General features: G+C 45.8%; 18 protein-coding genes. 6 read left to right on the top strand and 12 right to left on the bottom strand.

The window, feature by feature from the left end:
* Window positions 1–131: 131 nt before the first annotated feature.
* From BMZ54_RS07965 to BMZ54_RS07950, 4 genes are all read left to right on the top strand, one after another.
* Window positions 132–986: a TolB family protein gene (locus tag BMZ54_RS07965; protein ID WP_089908867.1), complete on the top strand. Its 855-nt coding sequence runs from the start codon at window positions 132–134 to the stop codon at window positions 984–986.
* A gap of 72 nt (window positions 987–1,058) precedes the next feature.
* Window positions 1,059–2,240, top strand: a complete 1,182-nt coding sequence (locus BMZ54_RS07960) for an epoxide hydrolase family protein (RefSeq protein ID WP_238386529.1) — start codon at window positions 1,059–1,061, stop codon at window positions 2,238–2,240.
* A 143-nt stretch (window positions 2,241–2,383) separates the two neighbouring features.
* Window positions 2,384–2,983: an FMN-dependent NADH-azoreductase gene (locus BMZ54_RS07955; RefSeq protein ID WP_089908864.1), complete on the top strand. Its 600-nt coding sequence runs from the start codon at window positions 2,384–2,386 to the stop codon at window positions 2,981–2,983.
* Window positions 2,984–2,995: 12 nt separating this feature from the next.
* On the top strand, window positions 2,996–3,340 hold the full coding sequence (locus BMZ54_RS07950; RefSeq protein WP_089908860.1) for a YciI family protein: 345 nt from the start codon (window positions 2,996–2,998) through the stop codon (window positions 3,338–3,340).
* Between the two features lie 22 nt (window positions 3,341–3,362).
* Here BMZ54_RS07950 and BMZ54_RS07945 read toward each other — a convergent pair whose 3' ends face one another.
* From BMZ54_RS07945 to BMZ54_RS07935, 3 genes are all read right to left on the bottom strand, one after another.
* Window positions 3,363–3,593: a thioredoxin family protein gene (locus tag BMZ54_RS07945; RefSeq protein WP_089908857.1), complete on the bottom strand. Its 231-nt coding sequence runs from the start codon at window positions 3,591–3,593 to the stop codon at window positions 3,363–3,365.
* 66 nt (window positions 3,594–3,659) lie between these two features.
* Window positions 3,660–4,562, bottom strand: coding sequence for a dihydrodipicolinate synthase family protein (locus tag BMZ54_RS07940; RefSeq protein WP_089908852.1), 903 nt, complete (start codon window positions 4,560–4,562; stop codon window positions 3,660–3,662).
* Window positions 4,563–4,582: 20 nt separating this feature from the next.
* On the bottom strand, window positions 4,583–5,053 hold the full coding sequence (locus BMZ54_RS07935) for a cupin domain-containing protein (RefSeq protein ID WP_089908849.1): 471 nt from the start codon (window positions 5,051–5,053) through the stop codon (window positions 4,583–4,585).
* A gap of 100 nt (window positions 5,054–5,153) precedes the next feature.
* On the opposite strand from BMZ54_RS07935, the gene pdxR reads away from it, so the two are divergent.
* Entirely contained in the window at window positions 5,154–6,572 is a 1,419-nt protein-coding gene (pdxR, locus tag BMZ54_RS07930) for a MocR-like pyridoxine biosynthesis transcription factor PdxR (RefSeq protein WP_089908846.1), read from the top strand.
* 133 nt (window positions 6,573–6,705) lie between these two features.
* Here the strand turns inward: pdxR and BMZ54_RS07925 are convergent, their stop codons facing one another.
* A complete protein-coding gene (locus BMZ54_RS07925) occupies window positions 6,706–8,151 on the bottom strand; it encodes a hypothetical protein (protein WP_089908844.1) in 1,446 nt (481 codons plus the stop codon).
* Window positions 8,152–8,603: 452 nt separating this feature from the next.
* On the opposite strand from BMZ54_RS07925, the gene BMZ54_RS07920 reads away from it, so the two are divergent.
* Window positions 8,604–8,996, top strand: coding sequence for a nuclease A inhibitor family protein (locus BMZ54_RS07920; RefSeq protein WP_089908840.1), 393 nt, complete (start codon window positions 8,604–8,606; stop codon window positions 8,994–8,996).
* A 58-nt stretch (window positions 8,997–9,054) separates the two neighbouring features.
* Here the strand turns inward: BMZ54_RS07920 and BMZ54_RS07915 are convergent, their stop codons facing one another.
* The 8 genes from BMZ54_RS07915 to BMZ54_RS07880 all read right to left on the bottom strand — a co-directional run bounded on the left by BMZ54_RS07915 (window position 9,055) and on the right by BMZ54_RS07880 (window position 18,859).
* Complete coding sequence (locus BMZ54_RS07915; protein ID WP_089908836.1) at window positions 9,055–9,381, bottom strand: DMT family transporter; 327 nt, start codon at window positions 9,379–9,381, stop codon at window positions 9,055–9,057.
* A 76-nt stretch (window positions 9,382–9,457) separates the two neighbouring features.
* On the bottom strand, window positions 9,458–10,021 hold the full coding sequence (locus tag BMZ54_RS07910; RefSeq protein WP_089908833.1) for a Crp/Fnr family transcriptional regulator: 564 nt from the start codon (window positions 10,019–10,021) through the stop codon (window positions 9,458–9,460).
* Window positions 10,022–10,127: 106 nt separating this feature from the next.
* A complete protein-coding gene (locus BMZ54_RS07905; RefSeq protein WP_089908830.1) occupies window positions 10,128–11,231 on the bottom strand; it encodes a pectate lyase family protein in 1,104 nt (367 codons plus the stop codon).
* A 238-nt stretch (window positions 11,232–11,469) separates the two neighbouring features.
* Entirely contained in the window at window positions 11,470–13,020 is a 1,551-nt protein-coding gene (locus tag BMZ54_RS07900) for a RagB/SusD family nutrient uptake outer membrane protein (RefSeq protein WP_089908827.1), read from the bottom strand.
* Between the two features lie 18 nt (window positions 13,021–13,038).
* Complete coding sequence (locus BMZ54_RS07895; protein WP_089908824.1) at window positions 13,039–16,083, bottom strand: SusC/RagA family TonB-linked outer membrane protein; 3,045 nt, start codon at window positions 16,081–16,083, stop codon at window positions 13,039–13,041.
* Between the two features lie 846 nt (window positions 16,084–16,929).
* On the bottom strand, window positions 16,930–17,280 hold the full coding sequence (locus tag BMZ54_RS07890; protein ID WP_143080934.1) for a hypothetical protein: 351 nt from the start codon (window positions 17,278–17,280) through the stop codon (window positions 16,930–16,932).
* 316 nt (window positions 17,281–17,596) lie between these two features.
* Complete coding sequence (locus tag BMZ54_RS07885; RefSeq protein ID WP_089908816.1) at window positions 17,597–17,884, bottom strand: hypothetical protein; 288 nt, start codon at window positions 17,882–17,884, stop codon at window positions 17,597–17,599.
* Window positions 17,885–18,043: 159 nt separating this feature from the next.
* Window positions 18,044–18,859, bottom strand: a complete 816-nt coding sequence (locus tag BMZ54_RS07880; RefSeq protein ID WP_089908812.1) for an alpha/beta fold hydrolase — start codon at window positions 18,857–18,859, stop codon at window positions 18,044–18,046.
* Window positions 18,860–18,969: the final 110 nt, after the last annotated feature.

Genomic DNA, 18,969 nt, shown 5'->3' with positions numbered 1-18,969 from the left:
AACCTCCGTTTCAGATGCTGCAGCAATCATCATCAGGCACTTACCTTGTGTAGTTTTACCGCAACCATGTTACCATAACATTGCCGCGTAAAGACAGTGAACACCTATATTATGTACGAGAAAAAACCGTTATGACAAGAATTTACTTTTTACTTGCATCTGCCTGCTGCTGCATTTTATCCTGCTTTAATAACGGACCCACCTCCGCCTTTTATCCCGTTCCCGAACCAGACACCATCGCGCAGGTGTTCTTACCGGGTATTGTTTCCATTGACACGCTTGATTTCAATGCAGCCTTTTCACCGGACAATAAAACTTTTTACTTTTCAAGATCGCACAACAGGAAGTATCTTATTCTTGAAAGTAAATATAACGGCGAGGCCTGGACAGCGCCTGTCCCCTCTCCTTTGTTTGATACAAGCTACTCCAATGCTGATCCCTTCTTTTCACAGGAGGGAGATCTTTATTTCATCTCCAACAGACCGAAAGATCCAACCGATACCACCGATGATTATGATATATACAGGCTGCCTAAGAACGGTCAAAGCCCTGAACGGCTTGATAAAATCAATAGTGACAGCACTGAATATTACGTTTCCCTTTCCAATAATGGCAATATCTACTTTGCATCCTACCGCGATGGTAACCTGGACCTGTATATGAGCAGGAAAACAGCCGGGCAGTATGAAAAACCAGTGAATCTGGGCCCCACCATTAACTCCGCTTCCGACGAACATGACCCACTGATCGCCCCGGATGAAAGCTGGCTGGTTTTTACATCCGGCAGGCCCGGCGGACTGGGAGAAGCCGACCTGTATATCGCTTTTAAAAAGAACGGCCAATGGCAGCTTCCCCGGAATATGGGCGAACGGATCAATACAAAAACCTACGAGTACTGCCCTAATCTATCGCCGGATGGAAAATACTTTTTCTTTAGCAGTGAATCCGACGTTAAATGGATCAGCAGCAAAATATTGAAGAAATAGGCTGCACCGTTTTCCTACTGACATACTGTTGTCATAACCTATATTGAAATTTGCTATAACAAACACAAACCCATGAAACAGCATCTGCTTTTACTAACTGCCGTTTTTATTGCCGTAACCATAAATGCACAAACAAAAAAAAACAACATGTTCACTGTAAAGCCTTTCACGATCAACGTACCTCAAACTGTACTGGACGATCTTCAGAACCGCCTCCGCCAGACCCGCTGGCCCGATGCCCCCGAAAACATTGGCTGGAAATACGGCACTGATCCCGTATTCCTCCAAAAGCTGGTTGCCTATTGGCAAAATGGCTATGACTGGCGCAAGCAGGAAGCTGCTCTTAATCAATTTCCACAGTTCACGGTTGAAATAGACAGCCTCACCATTCATTTCCTGCACATCAAAAGTAAAAACCCGAATGCCAAACCCCTGTTGCTTTCACACGGATGGCCGGATTGTTTCTACCGTTTTTACAAAGTAATCCCCCTGTTAACGGACGACTACGACCTGGTGATCCCTTCCATCCCCGGTTTTGGTTTCTCCAGCCACGTAGCCCTAACAGACGACGGTACTGCAAAAGTTTTCGCCACACTGATGAAGGATGTACTTGGCTACAAAACTTTCCTTGCAGCCGGCGGAGACATGGGCAGCGGCATCACAAAATCAGTAGCCAATCTTTACCCGGAGAACGTAATAGCCATCCACCTCACAGATGTGGGATACCCTAACGGATCAGAGGATTGGAGTACCATGTCTAAAGCCGAACAGGAATTCGGGCAGTTCATTCAGCAATGGTGGTACCGGGAAGGAGCCTATTCCATGCTGCACGCTACCAAGCCACAAACGCAGGCCTATGGATTAAATGATTCCCCTGCAGGTCTTGCATCCTGGATCGTTGAAAAATTCAGCACCTGGGGCTCACCGGGTGGCACTATTGAGGATCATTTCACAAATGACGAGCTGCTCACCAATATCATGATCTACTGGGTTAGCCAAACGATCAACTCCTCCATGCGTGCCTATGCCGTAGGCGCCTTTCAGCAGCTGGCTTCAGCCCAAAAGGTGAATACACCCACCGGTGTGGCAGTATTCCCGGGCGATGCCCCAACACCCATAGAATGGGCACAAAGAAAAACGAATGTAAAACGGTTCACCGCCATGGAAACAGGCGGCCATTTTGCAGCACTGGAAGCGCCGGAACTGTGGGTGAAGGAAGTGAATGCATTCTTCAAAAGCGATGCTGTAAAATAATCTTAGCATAAATAAAAAGAGGGTATATCAAAGTACTTTTGATATACCCTGTTTTATTAATATACGTGGCATTTTCAAAAAAAAACGAACATTCGTGTCCCCGTTTCTGATCTTCAGTCGTTATGCCATAAACCTACGATTGTATGACAAAGAAGACAGCTTTGCACATTATTTCCAGTGCCCGGGAAAGCGATTCATATAGTAAGGGCCTGAGTATGGCTATTGTTGATAAATTAGCCAGGAAGCATGAGATTGATACTGTAATTGAAAGGGATCTCACAAAGGGATCACCTCCGTTTCTTAACGGTAATCTGATCGGAGCTTTTTATAAGGATCCCCGATCCGTAAATGAAGAGGAACGCCGCTTGCTGGAATATGCCGATTCCGTGGTCAATGATGTGAGCAGTGCAGATATACTGGTGCTGGGTACACCCATGTATAACCTGGGAATGTCGGCCCTGTTAAAAGCCTGGATAGACCAGCTGGTGCGCTTTGGCGTTACTTATGGTTATGATGAAAATGGCGCCAGAAAGGGCCGCCTGAATGGTAAAAAAGTGTACCTGGCTATAGCCTCCGGCGGGAAGCTGGAAGATTGGCCTAACACAAAGGAGTTCATTGCTTCCCATGTCAGTGCCGTGTTTAATGCGTATGTAGGCACCACAGAAATTCATACATTCAGGGTTGAAGGAACTGCAATGCCCGGCTTTCAGGCAGACTATGAAAAGATCCTGGAGAATTTGTAAAAATATCAGACCATGAAAGAGTTTACATTAATATTCAGATTAAAAGACATCGCTGATTTTAAACCGACTCCTGAACAGATCCAGGAACGTATGAGATGGTTAGAGGGTATTGCTGCTCAGAATAAATTAGCCGATAAGGGAAACATACTGCTGCCAACTCCCGGAAGCGCAAAAACGGTGAGGGCTGATGATGTGGTCACTGACGGGCCTTATACGGAAATCAAAGAGTTTATTGTTGGCTATGTGATCGTTAAAGCAGCAGATATAGATGAAGCGGTGGCAATGGCAAAAGAGAACCCGATATTTAAAATTGGAGGATGTATTGAAGTGAGGGAAGTACTGGAAGCCCGAAAGTAAAACACTTCCGGGCTTCTGTTCTTTACTTCAGATCGGCTATAGCAGCGCCAAAATTGATATGCAATACATTTCCGTTGGAAAGTACCAGTGCCGGTACAGATTGCACACCCGCCTTTTCAGCTGCTGCCACTTTTGCTTTTTCATTTCTCAGGTGCACTACTTCCACGGCCTCCGAAGGAATGAGGTTCAGGAGATCCTGTTCTGCGCTTACACATACAGGACAGCCTGCGTGATAAAAAATTGCTTTTGCCATAATGCTTGTTTTTAGAGATGCGTTGTAAAATTACCATAGACTTGGGCCAGGGAGCTGGTACAGTTTTCACGAAAACTGGTAGTCCAGCTCTTTTATGGTTGAAAGGATCTGTTCCAGCTCCAGTATTTCATCATTGTTCAATGGTTTCAATGGGCCCCGTAAATGCCCGCCATCTTCACCCAGCAGCTGCAGCCCGGCCTTGATAGCTCTCGGTAAACCTTTGGTCACGATGAATTTCAACAGGTCAACCTGCTCATAGAACACCTTCCGGGCACTGGCCAGGTCATTGTTCAGGATAGCATTATATAACCCCATGTTGAGCCCGGGGATCAGGTTGGGAGCAGCCGTACACCATCCTGTAGCGCCTGCGGCAAATGCTGCCAGGGCAAGAGGATTGGAGCCGTTGTAAAAGGCAACTTCTTCGCCCAGCTCTTTTCTCAGGTAATGCATGCGCTGCACATCGCCCGTACTTTCCTTGATCATTGTTACGTTCGGGATCTCCAGCAGCCGTTTCAGCAAGGCCGGCGACATATCCACCCCACCGGTAGCGGGATTATTGTATGCCATGATGGGAATGGAAATTTTTGATGCTACGGCATCGTAGTGTTCAATGATCTCCTGGTCGGTGAGTTTCCAATAGCTCATTGGAATGATCATGACCGCTGTGGCGCCGGCTTTTTCTGCAAACCGGGCATGATAAATTGTTTTATCCGTAGTAAGATTGGACACCCCGACCAATGTAGGAACACGGCCGGCTACCTGTTGGATGGTTGCTTCAGTAACTGCTTCCTTTTCAGGGTCGCTAAGATAAGGCAATACGCCTGTGCTGCCCAATGGGGCAATACCGTGTGAACCTGAGTTGACCAAACGTTCCACCAGCCTTCTGAATAAAGGGAGATCTACTTTCCCATCTTTGTCAAATGGAGTGATCGGATAAGCGATGACTCCCTTAAATGGAATATGCTTCATTTTACTTTTTTTAATTTAGATTAGAGATCCCGTCCTTCTTCTTCCCGGAGCGCTACGCCAAGGTTCTGTAGCTGTGGGGCATTCTCGCAGGCAATATATTTTGCAGGTTCCGCATCGCTCAGGTTCTTGTGCCGGTGCCATGCCCAGGAAGGAATGTAAACCGCATCACCGGCCTCCCATTCTACACGCTCATCTTCAATTTCTGTCCAGCCTTTTCCTTCCAGTACGTACAATACAGTTTCATAGGTATGCCTGTGCCGGTTAGTCATTTGCCCGGGCAGTAAACCACCGATAGTCATACTCACGTTCTTGCTGGGCAGGTCCACAAAGAATACTGGATGCTTACGCTCTGTGGAGAACTGATTGTGTACGCCTGCCTGCTCCACATTCTTATGAATGAGATAGGGAGGTTTTACGTATTGCGGTCTTGCAAACGTCTGATGGAAATCTTTTGAGCTGAACTGCTCTGTTGTTGCTGTTTTTGTTGACATAATAGATAATATTTATTGATCCATGCATTATTGCAAAACAAAAGTATCCTAACTTTGGACTACCAAACTGATACAGTTTTCACAAAAATTGCTAGTCCAGATGCTGAGACCCTGGAAATTGGAAATACAATTAGATCACAAGTCAGGCAAGGCTATTTACCTGCAGATAGCCGACGCCGTTATTGCAGATATACAATCGGGCAGGTTAACAAAAGGAACTGCCCTGCCGGGAAGCAGAACGCTGGCGCAGGATCTGCAGGTGAACCGGAATACTGTTGTAGAAGCATTGAATGTGCTATTGAATGAAGAGTGGCTGGTATCCAGGGAAAGAAAGGGCATCTTCGTGTCTGAAGCCTTGCCTGCGCTAAGGAAAAGCCGGTCATCACAGCGGAGCCCCAAACCGGAGGATGTTGAAAAGGACAGCTGCCGGATCCATTTTGATGACGGGCATCCCGACAGCAGGATTGCCCCGGTTGCGGAGCTGGCCAGGGCGTACCGCCAGATCTTTAACCGGAAAGCCAGATGGCAGATGATGGGATATGGCAATGAGCTGGGCGATATTGAATTCAGGAAAGCCATTGTACAAATGCTGAACCTCCAGCGAGGACTGAAGCTGGATGAGCACATGGTCTGTATTACACGTGGCAGCCAGATGGCCACCTACCTGGCTGCACAGTGCCTGATCGAGAAGGGAGATGTTGTGCTGGTGGAGAACCCGGGGTATCAGCCCGCCTGGAAAGCCTTTGAAAGTGCAGGAGCAAAACTGATCCCCCTTGGTGTTGATCAGAATGGATTGATAGTAGAGGACATTGAAGCAATACTGAAGCGGAATAAAAGAATAAAGGCCGTTTATACCACGCCACACCGGCAATACCCCACAACAGTGATGTTAAGCCTGCAAAGAAGGCTGGAGCTTATCAAATTATCCAATAAGTATGCATTCACGATCATAGAGGATGATTATGACAACGAATTCCATTTTGGCTACCGCCCCATCATGCCCCTATCGAGCTATCCGGAATTGAAAAACTATATCTATGTGGGCACCTTGAGCAAGGTTGTTGCTCCGGCCTTACGAATTGGTTATCTCTCTTCCAACGACCCTTCTTTTATAAAACGGGTTGGAGCGCTGCGGAAGATCATTGATGTGCAAAGTGACAATATCATGGAACAGGCTATCCTGGAACTGATCCGGGACGGCACGCTCAAACGTCATATCCGCAAGGCTACGCAGCATTACAAGGCCAAAAGAGATCAGGTGGCAGGCCTGCTGGATCAGTACCTGAAAAACAAAGCAGACTATATAGTTCCTGAAGGCGGCCTGGCATTCTGGATCACTCCCAGGAAGGGAACAGATTGGAAAAAAGTATCGGAACGGCTCCGGAAAAAGGGAATAAAAATATTCACACCTGAGCTTTATAGTTTTAAGGAACCGGTAAATGGCCTGCGGCTGGGATATGGATCACTGACCGAAGCACAGTTAGAGGAAGGGTTGAAAATATTAGGTGAATGTTTGTAAGAGCAAGGCATTTAATAATCTGGAACTTTAGATGCGTTACACCCGGCGTATCAGCCATCGCAATTTTAAAAATAAGGGTTTAGTGCTATTCTTTAATAACAGCTAAACCCTTTACATATTCCAGTAAAATAGTTTATCCTTTACTAATCACATACCAGCTGGTGCCATTACTCCGGTAAGTAATTGCTTGTTTAGTAGTCAGGGAATTGGTTTCCCCCGCCGCTGATCCGCTGATAGTTACTGTATTGCTGGCATGCAGGTTCTTTATGGTCACCTCTCTCCGGGGATTGGAGGATGCAGCAGGAAGGGTAATTGTTGCTGTGCCACCCGTATAATTTACATACACCATGCCCACGCTACCTGTAACGGTATAGCTGGCAGTAGTTACAGTATTATCAGCACGTTCATACAACACAGCACGTTCTACACCTCCTTTCACTTCATAAGCAAACTGGGTATCTGGGACAGGTGTATTGGTATAAGTGATCATATCAATATTTGCCGGGATGTCTCCTCTTGCGGTAGCAGATAAACTGGTAGCACCAATGACGGACAACCTCCCTCCTATGCCACCAATTGCGTTGTGGCCCAATAGTGCATAGGTAGGAGCCTCCAGGAAGATCGGCGTTGTTACAATGGAGGTGTTCACACCCATATTTCCGCTGATCCAGCTGCTGGAAAGAATTTCCATGGAAACAAATGAAGTACCAAAACATATGTTTGCGCCGGTTTGCCGTAAGCTGATCTTTGTTGGTCCAAATACACCTGTATTCACTCCGCCTTCAATTTTGCAACCAATAAAACTGTTATAAGTGCAATCACCATTCATCACAATACCGGTATCACATTGTTCAATTAATACATTAAACCACACATTTCCACGGAATGCGCCATTATATGGATCAGGGCTCGATGCAGCATAACCATCAACATCTATAGCGGTTCCCCCGGAAGTCCGTCCGCCAAAAAAGAGATTTTTATCAACATAAGAAGCTCCATCGGTAGATTTCAGATTAATACAGGTAGCATTTTTATAAAGCCATTGGAACTCCACCTTATTTTCCTGTGAGCCTAAGCCGGCACCTCCAATGATTGATACGGCTGATGCAAATCCTGTTACAAAATTCAGACAAGCATAGTTCTTACTATTGCTTACTACCTGGTAAAATACTCCTGTGAAACTAGCCCAATTAGGACCAGTTCCGGCATCATAATTTGCTTTTGTATGACTGGGAATGCCTTCCCTTCCTGTAGCACGGCCACGATGTTCAAAGCGATGTAAACGATCTGCACCCGAAGTCGGTGCAACAATTTTAATAAAATCAACACTATTGTGATAAGTATCACCAAGGATCAGCAGATTCATACGCTTATCTTTCCAGTCATTCGGCTTGGAAGCAAAGTACCATTTCCCTTCAGGAATAATCATTAGTTGTCCTTCTGCCGCAGCCGCCATCATGGAATTAAGAGGCCCCGTATTATCTGTGCCTGATCCCATTGTGCCTGAAGTATAAGTATAATCTGCTACGCCACTGTAATCCAGAATGGACAGGGCATTTAATTTATTATCAGCTCCCATAACATGAATTTTAAATGAATAAAGAGGTCCTTCTAAGTTACCGCTATTTAATGCGGGAGTACAGCAGTGCCGGTATAGAACAAGATCAAAGCCACAGAGTGATCTATTCGATGGTGCTAAGAAGATCTCCGGTTTCCTGTAATCGCTGGATCAAAGACGCGTTACTCCTCTTGCGTACTCTCCTTTGTTTACCGGATAAAATAATACAAAGGCTGGCATTTCAAATATCTCTATACAACCTTAACACAATAACGGTAAAGCATAAGTGACAATAGCGCTCAAAAGCACGGACTGTACTTATGTTTGATGCCTCCATTATACCGGATCCAGCCGGTGCCTTAGTTTTGCGTCCCTTCCGTTATCAATATCATCAACCATGTTATCTTTATCTTAACACCTTCTCCTGTTCTTAAAAAGCACTTTCTTTGTAGCATCACAACCTCAGGAACAGTATGGATACCATATCTAAAATTTCAGCGCTTACAAAAGACCTGCTCTATTATTCAGAATCAGAGCATCCTTTTTCTGTAGAGCAATGGGAGCTTGCCTCATTAGATGAGCTCCCCGCTAAAATTGGATCCCTGACGCAAACAGATCCCAGTCAGCAACGTGTTATTGCGCATGCGGATTTCTTTCATAAAATGACCAGGATTGTTGATCCCAATGACAATCCGATGATTGCGAATGCACAAAAAGCAAGGGAGCTCTATCAATATTTGCAGGAGGAGTTTAAAACCATCCAGGTGATCCGCGTGGAAGGCAATAGCGTGATCCCCATTTTTATTGCATGCATGCTGCCTGGCGGCAATTGTGTTGTGTTACGCACGACTGCTATAGAAACTTAATGCGCCTCCCCTTCCCCTCTCCTGCGCCATTCACATCCTGCCGGAAGGCGCGGATATGTTAATGGGAAACTGATTTAAGGCCAACAATAGATCCTATTAAGGTTGCTATAAAGAACAGCCGCCAGAAATGAGCAGGCTCGTTAAATACAAAGATCCCCATCAGAGCGGTGCCCACTGCGCCAATACCTGTCCATACTGCGTAAGCGGTTCCCAGTGGCAGGTGTTGGGTGGCTTTCATTAATAACAGCATACTGGCTACCAATGAAAACAGGAAAGCACCATACCATAAATACATAGCTATGCCGGCCGACATTTTTGCCTTTCCAAGGCTGGAGGTAAAAGCTACTTCGAACAATCCGGCGATAATTAAAATGATCCAGTTCATGCTGATTAATTTTATAGCTGCAAGTTCGCACGTTACCTGGAGTAAAAATTTATCAAATGATAAAAAAAGCAGTGGGCTATTTTAATTCAGCCCTGATCCTGCTTAAGCTAACCTGCGTCATGCCCAGGTAAGAGGCGATATGACCCAGCTGAACCCGCTGCAATAATTCAGGATCGGTTGCCATCAGCTCCTTGTATCGTTCTGTGGCGGTTCTGCATTGCCTGAAAATAAGCCGCTCCTCTACCTTTACCAGCTCCTGCTCCGCAAACTTTCTGCCCCAGTTGGCAATATGAATATCTTCGTTAAACAGCCTGCGCAGGTTTTCGGCTCTCATTTGATATAATTCGCAGGGCTCCAATAGCTCTATATTTTCATATCCTTTCTGGTCATGCACATAGCTTTTCATGGAGATCACCGTATCGCCTTCCTTGCCGAACCAGAATGTGACCTCATTATCGGGTGTTTCTGCATAGGCGCGCACCATACCTTTTTTTATGAAGTAAATATCTGAGCTTATCTTGTTGACTTTAAACAGCAAATGTCCCCTGGCATAAGTCACTTCTGAAATGCCTGCTTTCAGGCTGTCTTTTGACTTTGCAGGCAGCATATATACGTTGTCAATGATAGCATCGAGATCCATTAGTGCGTGTTTTGAAGGTAAAGTTGCCTAAAATTACGGAATGCAAATAAAGAAGCCGTCCCATTCATTATGAGACGGCTTCGATAGCTTTTCAGCCCTTCTGTAATTATAGCGCTGAGCAGGTATTGCCTGTTAAGGTAGCACCTGCGGATGCTGTTACCGTTGCTTTCACACCGGATGCATTGAGTATGGTAATACTGTAAGGCGGTGTAAATGCGGTAACACCATTGCCGGCGGCAGTACCTGAAGTGCCGGTTAAAGTATTGCCTTTTAATTGCACGGCTGTAGAAGTTTTATCCATCAGGTCAACCGGGTTTTTAACGTTCTCAAAAACGTTGGATTCTATTAACAGGTTTGCTTCAAAACCTGCCTGTACACAGCTCTTGCTGGCGGTGCTGTTAAAATAGCTATTTACAATATGCACCTGGCCAAAACGTACACGCGGCATTCTTGCCACGCAGCCTGCTGCCCACCAGCATCTTGCAAAAGTAATGCGCAGATGGCCCCTGTCTGCAGTAGCGCCGTCACCGGAGCCGATCAGGTTAGTGAACCTGTGATCATCGGCACCGCCTGAGCCGCCTGCCTTTGGCGGTTTCAAGTAAGTGAATTTGCAATAGGAAACCGTTATATAGTCGGAGGTGTTCTTAATGTCAAAGTTGCCATCTACTCCATCCCTGAATTCACAATGATCTACCCATACATTATTGCATGCATCCAGCGTGGCATTATCCCAGCCATCCACATCATATGCGCCCGGCCCTTCAAAGATCAGGTTCCGGATAATGATGTTGTTGCATCTCTTGATATAAATAATACCTGAGTTATCCTGGGTTTGGTCTGTTGAAACTAACCGGGCATTTGCGCTGCCAAAGAGGGTTTTGCCTGTCTGGTCCTGGAAAGGGATCCTGCCTCCGGAGGGGATGGTAATGGTGCCGTTAACCTGTATCACTTTAACGCTTTTATTCTGAATAGCGGCTTTTAAAGCATCATAGGTAGTAACGATGGTTGGCGTTGCGGCCCCTCCACCGGTAGTTCCTCCGTTCAGGGATGCCCATGCCGGTGCGGAACATGCTGCTGCACTTGCTACAGCTGTAGCAACAGGCTCCGGGTTTGCCGTGCTGGTATCTGAAGTTTCGCTTTTGCTGCAACCGGTAAAAATAAATGTCATTATAACGGTTAACACTATACGGTGTAAATAATTGGTTTTCATAGATAAAGGCTTTTCTTAATTTAAGTTGTCACTGTATTTGAAGGGTTATGGAAGTTATTGTGGATGAATGTACAAAGAAATGGTATAATAATAAGTGTAAATATAACACTAAAACAATTCAACTGCAGGCGCAGAAGAACCGCTGTAATAACCGGCGAAGTAACTTTCCTGTAATTTAAATATAAAGGGCTGGTCAAAGAAAGACCAGCCCTTTTTAATGAACTAATACCCCTTAATATTAATATCCGGGATTCTTTTTCAGATTTGAATTAACGGCCAGCTGTTGACTGGGAATGGGGAAGATCAGGTTCCTTGGATCATCCGTAGGCTTCTCCTGCCAGGGTTGCAGGAACTTGCCAAAGCGGATGAGATCCAGACGGCGTGAGCTCTCCCAGTAAAATTCCCTTCCTCTTTCATCCAGCAGCTGATCCAGTGTTACTGCAGCCATGGGAGCTGCACCGCGGGCTACGCGCACCTGGTTCACCAGCGGCAATGCAGCGCCTGCGTTGTTTTGGCGCAGCAGGGCTTCAGCTTTCATTAACAGCACATCCGGATAACGGTAGTATACAAAGTCATTATCTACTTTGCCGTTCCCGTCATTCACATAATCAGGGCTGTATTTCAGCACCCTGATACCGGTAACTTCCAGGTTGGCGCCGGTTTCAATGCTGTTCACCTCCGGCGTAAACACCAGGGGGGCGCCGGTTCTGTCCTGCAGGGGTGCATCGGTGGTAAGATTATACTGCTGTCCTATCAGGAAGCCCACATTTATGCGTTTACCCGGGTTAGCAGGGCCACCGGTGCCGGTAGGGTAAGCCACCCCTCTTCTTACATCGCCGGCTGTAAATTTGCCGTAGAAATCAGAGAGTGTGGTCCATCCGTTCCAGCCGGGAGGAGACTGGTTGTAATGCATTACTGTATGCCAGATGGAGTTTAAACCGCCGGCATCCACCCCGCCCTGGTTCTCTGCAGTGAAAATATTCTCTTTGGATAAGCTGCCATTATTGGGCGAGAAATTATCAAAGTAATTAGTGCTGAATGTATAGCGGCCGCTGTTAATGATCTCGTCGGCCAGGGTTACTACCTTCGCCAGATCTGCATTATCGAACGTAGGTGCGGCCCTGTTGGCAAATACGCCTTTGTTCAGGTAACATTTCATCAGCAACATTCTCGCCGCATCTTTATTGGCCTTGGTAATGTTATTCTTTGCAGTGGCTACGTCCGGAAGGTTGGTCATTACATCATTCACTTCCGTGATAATATAATCCAGCGCTTCTGTACCTACTCTTACTCTTGCGGCCTGCGTTACTTTTTCACCCGGATCGCGGTAAGGCACCTGGTCAAAAAGATCCAACACGCTAAACATGGCAAAGGCCCGCAGGAACCTTGCTTCAGCTGCCTGCTGAGCGGAAGGGTTAAACTGCAGGATGTTGGTAGCGGTATACACTACCCCACCCAAGTTATTGAATGCATCACGAATGTGAATGTTATCGCCATCCCATTGGTGTGAATGTATTACACGCCATACACCATTATCGTCCCAGTCGCCGCCACGGGTGGGCGCTATCAGCTCATCGGTACTCATTTCTGAAAGGGCAAACACCTGGTCGTTACTCTGGTAAGGCAGGCGCATAGAATTATATACCCCTTTCAGCAGGGCCTCTGCAGAGCCGCCGCTGCCGCCTACCTGCGTATCTGTTGCCTCGCCCTTTAGTTTTTCATCCAGCTTGGTACATCCCGTCCATAACAGGATACCGGAAACCAGGAATAATATTTTTATGTTCTTCATATAAGCCAGTTTTTTTGATTAAAGGGAAAAGTTAACACCAAGCGTAAACGTACGGGCAGAAGGATAAGGCTGATACTCTATACCTGCAGAGGGTACCCCTCCGGAAGTAGACATCCCGGTTTTGGAATCTGCGCCGGGCGCGCCACTGCTCTTATCTACGTTCACTTCAGGATCAAATCCTTTGAATTTGGTAATTACAAACAGGTTCTGTCCTGTTACATAAATATTCAGCCCTTTTACCACATGGCCAATATCGCCTAAGGCATACGTAAGGGTTACATTGGCCAGCTTCATGTAATTCCCACTCTCAATAAAACGGGAGGAAGAGGTAACGCGGTTTGACAATGCTTCCTGCTGCGATGCATTAAAGAACTCTTCTGCAATGTTACGGGCGCCCCTGAGGTTACTTATATTCACTACGTTGTTAAAGGTATTGTTATAGATCTTATGCCCGAAAGCGCCGTTCATGTTGGCGGTGAGCGTTAATTTCTTATATGCAAGCGTAGTGCTGATACCCAGCAGCTTCGTGGGGTTCGGATTTCCCTGGTAGCTTAAGCTATCGCCATTGGGATAGATGGATTGCCCGTCTTTATCCATACCGCCATAAGTTCTGGTGTAAAATCCGTTAATAGGGAGGTCATTGTAAATGATCTCTACCAGTGTGCCGGATACGCCCTGTCCGTTCAGCTGACCCGTGTAAATAGGTGCAGCCATGCCGGTAACGTTATTCTTCAGGAAGGTGACATTCGCACCCAGGTCCCAGCTGAAATCCTTACCCTGAACAATACTGGCATTCACCATAGCTTCAACGCCTTTGTTCACGATCTTGCCATCCAGGTTCTTCCAGGTTACTACAGACTGTGATGCAGCCGGCTGTATAGCAGTAGTAGGATACAGCAGGTCGGAGGTTGTTTTATGGAAATAGTCTACGGAACCTGTGATCCGGTCGTGTACCAAAGCAAAGTCAAGCCCTATGTTATATTGCTTGTCTGACTGCCATTTGAGATCCGGGTTGGCATTGGATTGCTGTGATACAGCGCCATTGTTCTGGAAAGCCCACCTGGACTGTGAAGCGCCGGAAGGAAATTCCTGGTTACCGGTTTTACCCCAGCCGCCACGCAGCTTCAGGTTGGTAACCACACCCTTGGTGAAGAAGCTTTCGTTGCTGATGTTCCAGGCTGCTGCAAATGACGGGAATACACCATAGCGGTTATTGGAACCGAATTTGGTGGAACCATCTGTTCTTACAGTACCGGTTATCATGTAACGGTCTTTCAGGTTCAGCGTTACCCTTCCGAAATAAGACTGCAATTCTGAAACCGGATCTGCAAATGAAGTAATGTTACGGCCTGCGGCGTTGGAGAACTGGATATAGTCTGTGAGGTCCAGCCCATAGTTACCGAAACCACCTGCCTGTGCGGGGCCCAGGCCGTTCATATAAGCGCCCTTGTTCGTGAACTTCAGGTACTCATAACCTGCCAGCGCATTCAGGTGCAGGTCTTTGTTGATCTCTTTATTATAGGTCAATGTATTGGTGAACTGCTGGGTGGCCAGCTCATTCTGGCCAATGTTGGCCCAGCCCAGCCCTGAAGGCGGGTTGGCATTTATACCGAAAGTGTTCAGGTTAATGTTGCCATCCACCGCTGTTCTCCTGATACCGCTGCTGTAGTTGATGCTGTATTGCATGCGGAATTCCAGGTCATCGGTGATCTTGTAATAAGGAGAGATGCTTCCCAGGATAGTGGTTACCCTTGACTTATCGTGATACACCTCTGACATAGCCACCGGGTTCACAGCAGCGCTCCCCTGCTTAATGTTCAGGGAACCATCTGCATTATACAATGGTTCCGTAGGGTTCCACTGTAATGCCTGGCCTAAAAGGCTGTTGCCAAAACCGGCATCATTGGTGATGGGCGGAATATTTTCCTGGTACTGGTTGGAGATCACATTCAGATCAACCCCCAGCCTTTTATTGTTCAGGAATTTAAACCCTGCGTTCAGGCCCACGGTGTATTTCTTAAAATCAGACTTTTTAACAATGCCCTGCTGATCCAGCATACCTGCTGATAAGCGGTATTTGGCATTATCGCTACCACCGCTAACGCCTATATTATAGTTCTGGGTTACAGCAGTACGCAATATGGCATCCAGCGCATTTACATTGGCGCCTTTATCGTTGGTGTTACCCAGGTCCCATTTCTGTAATGCCTGGCGGTATTGATCGCCATCCAGCACGTTAATACGCCGCATAATATTGCTGACACCAACGGAAGCGCCTATATCCAGCTTAGGCTCACCCGCCTGCCCTCTTTTGGTGGTGATGAGCACTACGCCGTAAGCAGCCCTGGAACCGTAAATGGCGGTGGCAGATGCATCCTTCAATACATCTACGGAAGCGATGTCAAAGGGGTTAATAAAGTTCAGCGCATTACCTCCGGGAACGTTCCCAAGCTCAGGCACGTATAAGCCGGGTCTGGCGGAACGTCCATCCAGGGGTACCCCATCCACAACATACAGTGGCTGGCCGGTGCCGGTTAATGCGGCATTTCCCCTGATGCGTACCGTAGTGGCTGCGCCGGGCTGGCCGCTGTTTGAAACGATCTGTACGCCGGCAACCTTACCCTGAATAAGCTGGTCAGGAGCGGTGAAAGTACCTTTATTAAAATCCTTGGCCTGAATGGAGGCAACGGCGCCGGTGAGATCTTTTTTACGAACGGTTCCATAACCCACTACCACCACATCGGTTAGCTGGGTGCTGCCTGTTTGCAGAACAATGCTTACGTTCGTTTTGCCGCTGATGCTCACTTCCTGGCTGGTAAAGCCTACATAGGAAATAACCAGTGTGGTCGCATTTTCAGGAGCGTTTACTTTAAATGTACCATCCGGACCTGCTGCTGTGCCGCTATTGGTGCCCTTTATCTGAATGGTGGCGCCTGGTATTGGATCACCTTTTTCATCTGTTACCTTGCCGGTAACAGCTCGTGTCTGTGCGTTGGCCATACCTGTTATCAGCAATAATAACAAGCACAACGTACGCGCCCTGCGAAATAGATCTTTGTTCATAAGATGGATTTTATTTGTTTGTGGAATATTGACGTGTAAAGCAATAAGCTCAGAAGCTGCTTGCTTATGATGAGGAAACCTTTTCCAAACGTGAATGACTATACTTTAACGGATATTGGTTTTTAGTTTAAAAAAATGGATAAAGCGGCACTAATAAACAGACGTGTATTTTCATAACGGATTATTTAAATTTAGTACTTAGATCTTGGTAAAACAACTTTTGCTAATGGTTCAAAATAAAATAGGTTTAAGCACGGTGTCAATTTATATTGTTAATATATAGAAAATATTGACAAAATCGCTGATTCATTACAAAAATTAATTCCTGACAATCAATATATAAATAATAATATTAACGATTTCCATATACAACGGCGATCGGGGCGAAGTATTGTTTGCTACTGCGGGCCCATCTTTATCCGGACATAAACGGCGCGGGAAGCCGGCTGATAATCGGCACAATGGGGGTGAATGAAATAAATTAATCCCGTTTTGTGATATTTTTTGCCAGTGGGATAATAAAGGAAAGTGGTATAGCCAACATCCCCATCACTAAATATAAGACGGTTGAATTCTGGCTATGCAGCAACAGATCGACCTGCGGAATTTTCTGGATTAGCTGTAAAAAGCCATATCCCAAACAGAAATGCCCCAGCATAGAGAGGAACAGACTTTCTCTCAATGCTTGTTCAGAATATTTGAGGAGCCTGAATCTTACAAAATACTTGGCCGAAAATATCAGTATAAGTATGCCCAGTGACAGACCGGTCAGTTCCAGCCATTCAGTTTCATGCCTTTTTATTTCACGCTTACCGGAATTACTGTACAGTGATTTAAATCCATCTTTTAAAGAATAACTATAATCGCATTTGTACCTTGCAACAATTTTTTCCAGTCGTTATAGGGATTAATTTTTTGCGTATCAAGCTCACCCTCCGTTAGCCATATATCCGTAACATGCCGGCCTAAGGTATCATTTAAGCTCATAATAAAACCAGCGTGCCCCACTTTGTGGGAGTCCGGTGAGGTAATCCATTTTAGTTTATCAGTGATATATATATCAAAATCCTGGGTACTATTATACTGTATTACAGCACTGGTACTTTCTTTCCGATATAGCGCAAAAGCGGCAATAGTAATAATTACCCAGAATATTACAGTCAAAAATTTCGACGATCTGATATAGGGAACTTTCATTACTGATGGATTAAAGTATAGTATGGCTTATATAATAGCAGTGATTATGTCACAGTAAGGGGTGATTCTTATTAATAGGTAAATATATTGGAGTTCTGATGTATTGTACTTGCTCTAACTATATTAAGTTATTGCGGGAGAAATTATTCTCCAAAAATTTAATGGAACCGGGGTTATTGGGTGCAGGAAGCAGGCAGGTAATTAGATTGCAGCAGCTATCGCTAAGCAGCTGCTCTATTGCGCCTTAGCGGGTACAAGCAATTAAGTTAAATCTCCTGACCGGAGTTTTTTTTATTGAAGGAAGTAGCTATTTACCTCATGCTTTAACCTTTTGCAATAGCTTCCTGCTTTCTTTACTCACAAATGTGATCGGCACAAACTTGTCCGTTGGTGCGCCAATATAATATACCATCCACTCCGGATCATGGTGCGACAGCATTTCACTGATGCAATCTGCCCGGTGCCCCATGGGATTAGAACACTCGTCCCAGTAAAACAGCTCTACCCGGTAGTGCAGCTGTTGCTTCTGGTTGTTGATCGTTACTTCAACTTCTATTTCCTGCTTACCTGGTAGTGGTGGAATAGGAATAACAATGTGGCTCATAATCTTGGTATTATACAAAAGCTGCTACAAGAAGATTGCCATACCTGAGCGGCATGCAAGATGTATTACTTATATATTATATTTTTTTACACTTGTTCAAATGTAAACAGCTGGCGTCCGGAAACGGACAATTTGAGAGTGCCTGTTAGTTATGAAGGGTTATTTGCCGGATGCCATAGTATAAGCCTTGACAATAGCGTTGATCACCAATGGAGGATTATCGTTGAAGATAAAATGCCCGCAGCCGGTTGCCAGGATGCCTGAGCGGTTGGATGACACTGCGGCAAACTCCCGGTGACAGCGTTTCCAGTCATTAATATCAATGCTATCCTTGAAGGGAGTCCGGTCTGAAACAAAGTCTGTTACCGGGACCGTGATTGGAAAGGCAAATTTCCTCATCCGTTCGATGTTGCTGCTAAAATCAGCTCCCTGGTAATAGGATCCTGGATTCGATGCCCTTAGTTTGTAAGTATTTTGATGGTTGATCACTTGTTGCGTTGCGGCAAGTCTTTTTTTATTGTAGAAACAGGTTGTTGTAACGTCGATCAGTACGGCAGCTTTAACCTTGTCAGGATGCCGGGCGGCATACAGCTGGGCGTACAGACCACCCTGTGAATGGGCAACCAGTATAATGTTGCTGTTATAACCTAATTTTTTTAGCCCGGTTTCCAGGCCGATCATTCCATTCAGGATCCCATGCTTAGTTGTGTCGAATGTGCTTTTGCCAAAGCCCGCCCGGTCATACGTTATTAAGGTAGCTGCGGTACGTTCTGCAACAGGTCCGGTAATCTTATTCCATGTTGTAGCATCTTCACCGCCACCCGCTTCAAAAAGTATTGGTATGCCTTTTCCTTTTAAAATAACAAAATGCAGCTTATAACCACCTACGTCAATCAGGGTATCCAGCGTTTGCGCCTGAGTTGAAAAGCAGTTAAAAACGGTGAATACCAGGATTGAAATTGTGAATGCTTTCATGATATCTTGAAGCCTTGAATGGGGAAGATAGTATTTTGTGAAAAGCCAACAAAATTGTTGTTATTTTATAATCATTGTTTCCCGGTTTATCTATCCACTAAATCACATTG

Origin of the sequence: Chitinophaga rupis, from assembly GCF_900109685.1 — a bacterium.
GTDB lineage: Bacteria > Bacteroidota > Bacteroidia > Chitinophagales > Chitinophagaceae > Chitinophaga > Chitinophaga rupis.
The sequence above is the reverse complement of the archived record's forward strand: the minus strand, read 5'-3'. Positions and strand labels throughout refer to the sequence as shown.

Coding starts and splice junctions, on each gene's coding strand:
- BMZ54_RS07965 (WP_089908867.1), top strand. CDS start 132: ATGACAAGAATTTACTTTTTACTTGCATCTGCCTGCTGCTGCATTTTA.
- BMZ54_RS07960 (WP_238386529.1), top strand. CDS start 1,059: ATGAAACAGCATCTGCTTTTACTAACTGCCGTTTTTATTGCCGTAACC.
- BMZ54_RS07955 (WP_089908864.1), top strand. CDS start 2,384: ATGACAAAGAAGACAGCTTTGCACATTATTTCCAGTGCCCGGGAAAGC.
- BMZ54_RS07950 (WP_089908860.1), top strand. CDS start 2,996: ATGAAAGAGTTTACATTAATATTCAGATTAAAAGACATCGCTGATTTT.
- BMZ54_RS07945 (WP_089908857.1), bottom strand. CDS start 3,593: ATGGCAAAAGCAATTTTTTATCACGCAGGCTGTCCTGTATGTGTAAGC.
- BMZ54_RS07940 (WP_089908852.1), bottom strand. CDS start 4,562: ATGAAGCATATTCCATTTAAGGGAGTCATCGCTTATCCGATCACTCCA.
- BMZ54_RS07935 (WP_089908849.1), bottom strand. CDS start 5,053: ATGTCAACAAAAACAGCAACAACAGAGCAGTTCAGCTCAAAAGATTTC.
- pdxR (WP_089908846.1), top strand. CDS start 5,154: ATGCTGAGACCCTGGAAATTGGAAATACAATTAGATCACAAGTCAGGC.
- BMZ54_RS07925 (WP_089908844.1), bottom strand. CDS start 8,151: ATGGGAGCTGATAATAAATTAAATGCCCTGTCCATTCTGGATTACAGT.
- BMZ54_RS07920 (WP_089908840.1), top strand. CDS start 8,604: ATGGATACCATATCTAAAATTTCAGCGCTTACAAAAGACCTGCTCTAT.
- BMZ54_RS07915 (WP_089908836.1), bottom strand. CDS start 9,381: ATGAACTGGATCATTTTAATTATCGCCGGATTGTTCGAAGTAGCTTTT.
- BMZ54_RS07910 (WP_089908833.1), bottom strand. CDS start 10,021: ATGGATCTCGATGCTATCATTGACAACGTATATATGCTGCCTGCAAAG.
- BMZ54_RS07905 (WP_089908830.1), bottom strand. CDS start 11,231: ATGAAAACCAATTATTTACACCGTATAGTGTTAACCGTTATAATGACA.
- BMZ54_RS07900 (WP_089908827.1), bottom strand. CDS start 13,020: ATGAAGAACATAAAAATATTATTCCTGGTTTCCGGTATCCTGTTATGG.
- BMZ54_RS07895 (WP_089908824.1), bottom strand. CDS start 16,083: ATGAACAAAGATCTATTTCGCAGGGCGCGTACGTTGTGCTTGTTATTA.
- BMZ54_RS07890 (WP_143080934.1), bottom strand. CDS start 17,280: ATGAAAGTTCCCTATATCAGATCGTCGAAATTTTTGACTGTAATATTC.
- BMZ54_RS07885 (WP_089908816.1), bottom strand. CDS start 17,884: ATGAGCCACATTGTTATTCCTATTCCACCACTACCAGGTAAGCAGGAA.
- BMZ54_RS07880 (WP_089908812.1), bottom strand. CDS start 18,859: ATGAAAGCATTCACAATTTCAATCCTGGTATTCACCGTTTTTAACTGC.